The organism is Micromonospora craterilacus (genome assembly GCF_003236315.1).
In the GTDB taxonomy this organism is placed as follows: Bacteria; Actinomycetota; Actinomycetes; order Mycobacteriales; family Micromonosporaceae; genus Micromonospora; species Micromonospora craterilacus.
This window is the reverse complement of the sequence record NZ_POTY01000363.1, coordinates 1-4,254: the sequence shown is the minus strand read 5'-3', so window position 1 is coordinate 4,254 and position 4,254 is coordinate 1. Positions and strand designations below refer to the sequence as shown.

The window sequence follows — 4,254 nt, the reverse complement described above, 5'->3', positions numbered from 1 at the left end:
GCCCTGGGCGCAGCGGGCACCCCGGGCGCCGCCAACGGCGGCCTGGCGTCGTCGACCACGCCGACCGGCGACTACTACAGCAAGGGCCAGGGCGGCGGACCGGCCGCCCGCCTCGGCACCGGCGGAGCCCTTTCAGGGCAAGGCGGCAGCTCGAAGCTGGGCGGCGGCGGCCGAGGCAACGGCGTCGTCACCGGAAACAACGTCGGGGTCGCCGGCGGCCTGTACGGCGGCGGCGCCTCCGGCGCGGTCGCCGGCCCGTCCACCGCCGCGCAGGCCGGCGCCGGCGGCGCGCAGGGCATCGTCCTGGTCCACCTCTACGCCTGACCCGGGGCAGGTCGTCTGTCGCAGCTGCGACAGACGACCCCGGGCGCTACCCCGGCCAGGCGGTCGCGCCGCCGGGGCACCAGCACACCCATCGCCGACACGCAGCTGCGTGCGCGGCCGATCCTGCATGGGAGCAGCAATGAACATCATCGGACGTGCCGGCTGGGGCGCGCGGGCGCCGCGCAGCGTCACCTCGGTGCCGTGGTCGAAGCGGGAACGCGTCGACGTGCACTACTCGGCAGGCCCGCCGACGCAGACCGTCCGCCAGATCCAGAACTTCCACATGGACAACAGGGACTGGAGCGACATCGGCTACAACTTCGCCGTCGACGTCGGCGGCCGGATCTACGAGTGCCGCGGCTGGACCGTGCTCGGCGCCCACATCGCCGGCCACAACACCGGCGGGATCGGGATCGTGTTCATCGGCCGCGACCAGGACGTGACGACCGCGGCGATGCGGTCGATCCGCTGGCTGTGCGACGAGGCGGACCGGAAGGCGGGCCGGCGGCTCAAGCGGGACGGCCACCGGGACCTGGCCGCCACGGCCTGCCCCGGAGACCGGCTGCACCGGTGGGTGCACACCGGCATGCCCGTCGACGAGCCGGTCAAGCCGTCACCGTCGCCGCCGGCGGGCCGGCCGGCGCCGAAGCCGGCGGTGGCGTTCCCGCTGCCCCGCGACCACTACTTCGGCCCGGCCGCCGGACCGGACCGCAGTGTCTCCGGCCACCACGGCCGCCGCTTCGGCACGAAGTCCGACCGGGAGTGGCTGCAGGAGTGGACGCGGCAGCTCCAGCGGCGCGGTTGGTCCATCGGCAAGGGCAAGCGCTGGCTGCGTGAGCACGGTGCGGACGGCCGCTACGGCGACGAGTACCGCGCCCTGATCCGCGCGTGGCAGGCCGACCAGAAACTGCCGGTCACCGGACGGCTCGACCGGGCCGGCTGGGACGCCGCGTACCGCAACCCGATCACCTGATGGAGCCGGCCGTCCTGATCGCGCTGATCAGCGCCGGCAGCGCGATCGGCGGCGGCGCGGTCGTCGGGCCGGCGGTCGGGCACTGGCTCGGCCGTCGTCTCCGCGCGGCGCAGGCCGAGCTGGCGGCCGCCCAGGCGGAGCAGCACAAAGCCGCGGCGGACCAGCAGCGCGCCCAGGCCGAGCAGCTGCGGCAGGACATCTACCAAGAGCTGACCGACGACCTTCGTGGTGAGCTGCAGCGCGTACGGGCGGCGTTGGAGGATGCCCAGCAGTCCCTCGCCCAGACATCGGGTGAGGCCGAGCGGCTGCGTCAGCGCGTGGTCGACCTGGAGTCGCGGTACGCGCACCTGGAGCAGACCGAGCAGCGTCAGGCGGCCGAGTTGAGCGCGGTGCAGGCCGAGCGTGACTCACTTCGGATCGCGCTGGCCAAGAGCGAGGCGACGGCCGCGGCGCTGGCCGCGCAAGTCGGGGACCTGAAGGCGCAGCTGGCTCTGCACGCTGATCGCCGTTGATGGGGTGGGGGAGGCCCGGCCGGCGGCTCGATGGTCTGCCCTCGAAGGGAACGCCCACCAGGAGCACCGTACGGCGCATGGCTACCGCCGCGTGACGCCAACCCCATCCCGTGGCCATCCTAACCACCTTGAGCTGAGGAGGCTCGCTGTGAATAATCGTCTCGCCGCCTACGTGCGGACCTACTGGCCGCTGGCGCTCGGCCACCTCGCCGCGGCGATCGTCGCGTACGTGGCCGCCCGCTGGGGCATCGTGATCGACTCGATCGTGGTCTACGAGGTCCTGGCGCTCGCCGTGATCGGCATGGTGTACGCCGCCGGGCGGACGCTCGAGGAACGCACCGGCGACGGCCGCCTGGCCCGGGCGGCCCGGCTGGTGGGTCGGCTGCTGCTGTCGTTCGGCGTGGCCACCGGTCAGCCGGTGTACGGTCTTCCCCCGGCAGAGATCACTCAGGAGTCCGACTACTACCCAGACGGCAGCTACAAGCAGATCCGCTCGGTCGTGGTCTACCCGCCACGGCCTTCCCGGTAGCACCGACGGCGCTGCGCCCCCACCTGGCTCGGCCGGGTGGGGGCGCAGCGCCGTCTCTACGGCTGGACCGACCGTGGCTTGCGCGGCCGGCCCGGCAGCCAGGTCCGCCCGTCGTGCCACCGCTTGACCTGCTCCTTCGAGTAGACCGGTCCGGTCGACAGGATCCGCAGCGGTGCCGGGAAGTCGGCGTAGCGGGTGGACCAGCTGACGATCGTCGAGTTGTGGACGCCGTGCTCCTTCGCGAGGTCGCCGGTCGCGGCGAGGTCGTCCAGGCGCCAGGAGACGGGCGGCGTCTCACCCATCGGAGGGTCGGTACCGCTCGGCGATCTCGACCACCTCAGGAGCGTCGTTGCTCACGTAGGCCAGCCCTTCGGCGTAGTTGCTGGCGCGGTGCAGCTCTGGCCGGTGACCAGGTCCCGGATCTGCCGCAGCTCGTCCGCCGACCAGCCCCCCTCCAGGTGGCACGTGGCCTGCCACGAGCTGGGTCCAGTCGCCTGGTGATGCGGGTCGAACGTGACCCGTCGAGAAGTGTAGGTCGCCTCGCCTTGCGGCTGGCGTGCGTGGTGGGTGTCTCGGATCACCTCGACCGCGCACTGCACGGCGGCCGGCCCGACGCACAGGTACCGGAGGGTCCCCTCGCCCCTCGTCCTGCGGCCGTCCGGGCTCGACTGCACATCCACGACTCGGACGAATCGGGCCCGCTTGGTGTCCCGAATCCAGGCGTAGACCTCCGGCCAGTCCCACAGCCGTCCGCGGGCGGCCGATCCGGCCGGGGCCGGAAAGTCGGGGTGTCGGGCGATCCACTTCTTGACGGTGTCCGGCTTGACGCCGGCCCGCTTGGCGATGTCGGTGATCCCAACCGCGTCCAGGTGGTGCATCAGATCGGGCCTCTCAGTTGGCGTCGCAGTTGTGGCCGCCGCAGCTGCGGCCGCTGTGGCTGGAGCAGTTCCCGCCGGTGATGCAGGCCCGGCGGCGGGAGGTGGTGGACCCCCGGCGGGCGGTCGAGCCGCGGCGCGCGGAGGTGTTGACCGGGCGCGGCGCCGGGCGGGTGGAGGTGACCCACGCGAAGATGGTGCCGTCGGGGTTGGGCTCGTCGGCGACGGTCAGGACGGTCACGGTGGAGGTGGAGCCGTTCCGCTTGGTCACGGTGATGGTCGCGCCTGCGGTGATCTGGTCGGCGGGGCCGATGATGCCCCACTCGCCGTCCGCGTCCTTCTTGAACTTGATGCTGGTGGCCATCTCGATCTCCCCTTGCTCGACTGTCCCGCCTATAGGGACAGTCTATGTCGCCTCGCTGTCCCCGTCAAGGGGACAGCCCCACCATTCCGACGGCCCCCTCCCACAGACGACAGCGCCCCGCTGGCTCCGGCCGGCGGGGCGCTGTCGTGCGTCCAGGGTCAGGCGCGCGCCTCGTACTCGACGACGTGGCAGGTGCCGCACAGCAGCGCCCCGTCGATCGCCGGCACGTCCGCCTCGTAGTGCCGATCGCACCACAGCGACCCGACGGCGCCGCCGTGCTTGCAGCCGTGCGGGTGCAGCTGTCGGCACTGGCAGATCCGGGCGGCGAGGCCGGTGCGGAGCAGGATCCGCAACGTCGTCTCGGCGAGACCCCGGGTGCCCTCTGCGTCCGCTGCGCCGGCGTCGAGCAGGTCGAAGTGGAGGCCGGCGAGGGCGACCATCGTTGCTCCCTTGATCTCGTCGGTGACGTCGTTGCCGTACTCGCGCTCGATGGTGTAGTCGACCAAGTTCGCGACGGCGGCGCGGGTGCCGTCGGACAGCGGCGGAATCTCGGTGGTGCCCATGGCGTAGTCCTCCAGTGCGTGCTCGATAACGGCGGTGATGGTGGTGCCGCGTAGCTCGGCGATGGTGCGGGCCTGGTCCCAGATCGGGCCGATGCGGATGGAGCGGGTGGGGGT

The 4,254-nt window shown here is 72.5% G+C and carries 7 protein-coding genes and 1 pseudogene; 4 read left to right on the top strand and 4 right to left on the bottom strand.

Annotation, left to right across the window (positions count from 1 at the left end):
• From C1I95_RS35545 to C1I95_RS32145, 4 genes and pseudogenes are all read left to right on the top strand, one after another.
• A pseudogene (locus tag C1I95_RS35545) lies at nt 1-324 on the top strand (hypothetical protein); the annotation flags it as partial.
• Between the two features lie 139 nt (nt 325-463).
• Entirely contained in the window at nt 464-1,297 is an 834-nt protein-coding gene (locus C1I95_RS32155) for a peptidoglycan-binding domain-containing protein (protein WP_111219665.1), read from the top strand.
• On the top strand, nt 1,297-1,809 hold the full coding sequence (locus C1I95_RS32150; RefSeq protein WP_111219663.1) for a hypothetical protein: 513 nt from the start codon (nt 1,297-1,299) through the stop codon (nt 1,807-1,809). Before C1I95_RS32155 ends, C1I95_RS32150 begins: the two co-directional genes overlap by 1 nt.
• Nucleotides 1,810-1,957: 148 nt before the next feature.
• Entirely contained in the window at nt 1,958-2,338 is a 381-nt protein-coding gene (locus C1I95_RS32145; protein WP_146605926.1) for a hypothetical protein, read from the top strand.
• Nucleotides 2,339-2,394: 56 nt separating this feature from the next.
• Here the strand turns inward: C1I95_RS32145 and C1I95_RS32140 are convergent, their stop codons facing one another.
• From C1I95_RS32140 to C1I95_RS35540, 4 genes are all read right to left on the bottom strand, one after another.
• Nucleotides 2,395-2,640: a hypothetical protein gene (locus C1I95_RS32140; RefSeq protein WP_111219659.1), complete on the bottom strand. Its 246-nt coding sequence runs from the start codon at nt 2,638-2,640 to the stop codon at nt 2,395-2,397.
• 51 nt (nt 2,641-2,691) lie between these two features.
• The gene (locus tag C1I95_RS32135) at nt 2,692-3,216 is read right to left on the bottom strand and encodes a helix-turn-helix transcriptional regulator (protein ID WP_111219657.1); all 525 of its coding nucleotides are present in this window, start codon (nt 3,214-3,216) and stop codon (nt 2,692-2,694) included.
• A 13-nt stretch (nt 3,217-3,229) separates the two neighbouring features.
• Entirely contained in the window at nt 3,230-3,577 is a 348-nt protein-coding gene (locus tag C1I95_RS32130; protein ID WP_111219655.1) for a hypothetical protein, read from the bottom strand.
• A gap of 158 nt (nt 3,578-3,735) precedes the next feature.
• On the bottom strand, nt 3,736-4,254 hold a 519-nt coding region (locus tag C1I95_RS35540; protein ID WP_158566517.1), incomplete at its 5' end, for a hypothetical protein.

Excerpts from the sequence above, each read along its gene's own strand:
- C1I95_RS32155 (WP_111219665.1), top strand. The coding sequence starts at position 464 with ATGAACATCATCGGACGTGCCGGCTGGGGCGCGCGGGCGCCGCGCAGC.
- C1I95_RS32150 (WP_111219663.1), top strand. The coding sequence starts at position 1,297 with ATGGAGCCGGCCGTCCTGATCGCGCTGATCAGCGCCGGCAGCGCGATC.
- C1I95_RS32140 (WP_111219659.1), bottom strand. The coding sequence starts at position 2,640 with ATGGGTGAGACGCCGCCCGTCTCCTGGCGCCTGGACGACCTCGCCGCG.
- C1I95_RS32135 (WP_111219657.1), bottom strand. The coding sequence starts at position 3,216 with ATGCACCACCTGGACGCGGTTGGGATCACCGACATCGCCAAGCGGGCC.
- C1I95_RS32130 (WP_111219655.1), bottom strand. The coding sequence starts at position 3,577 with ATGGCCACCAGCATCAAGTTCAAGAAGGACGCGGACGGCGAGTGGGGC.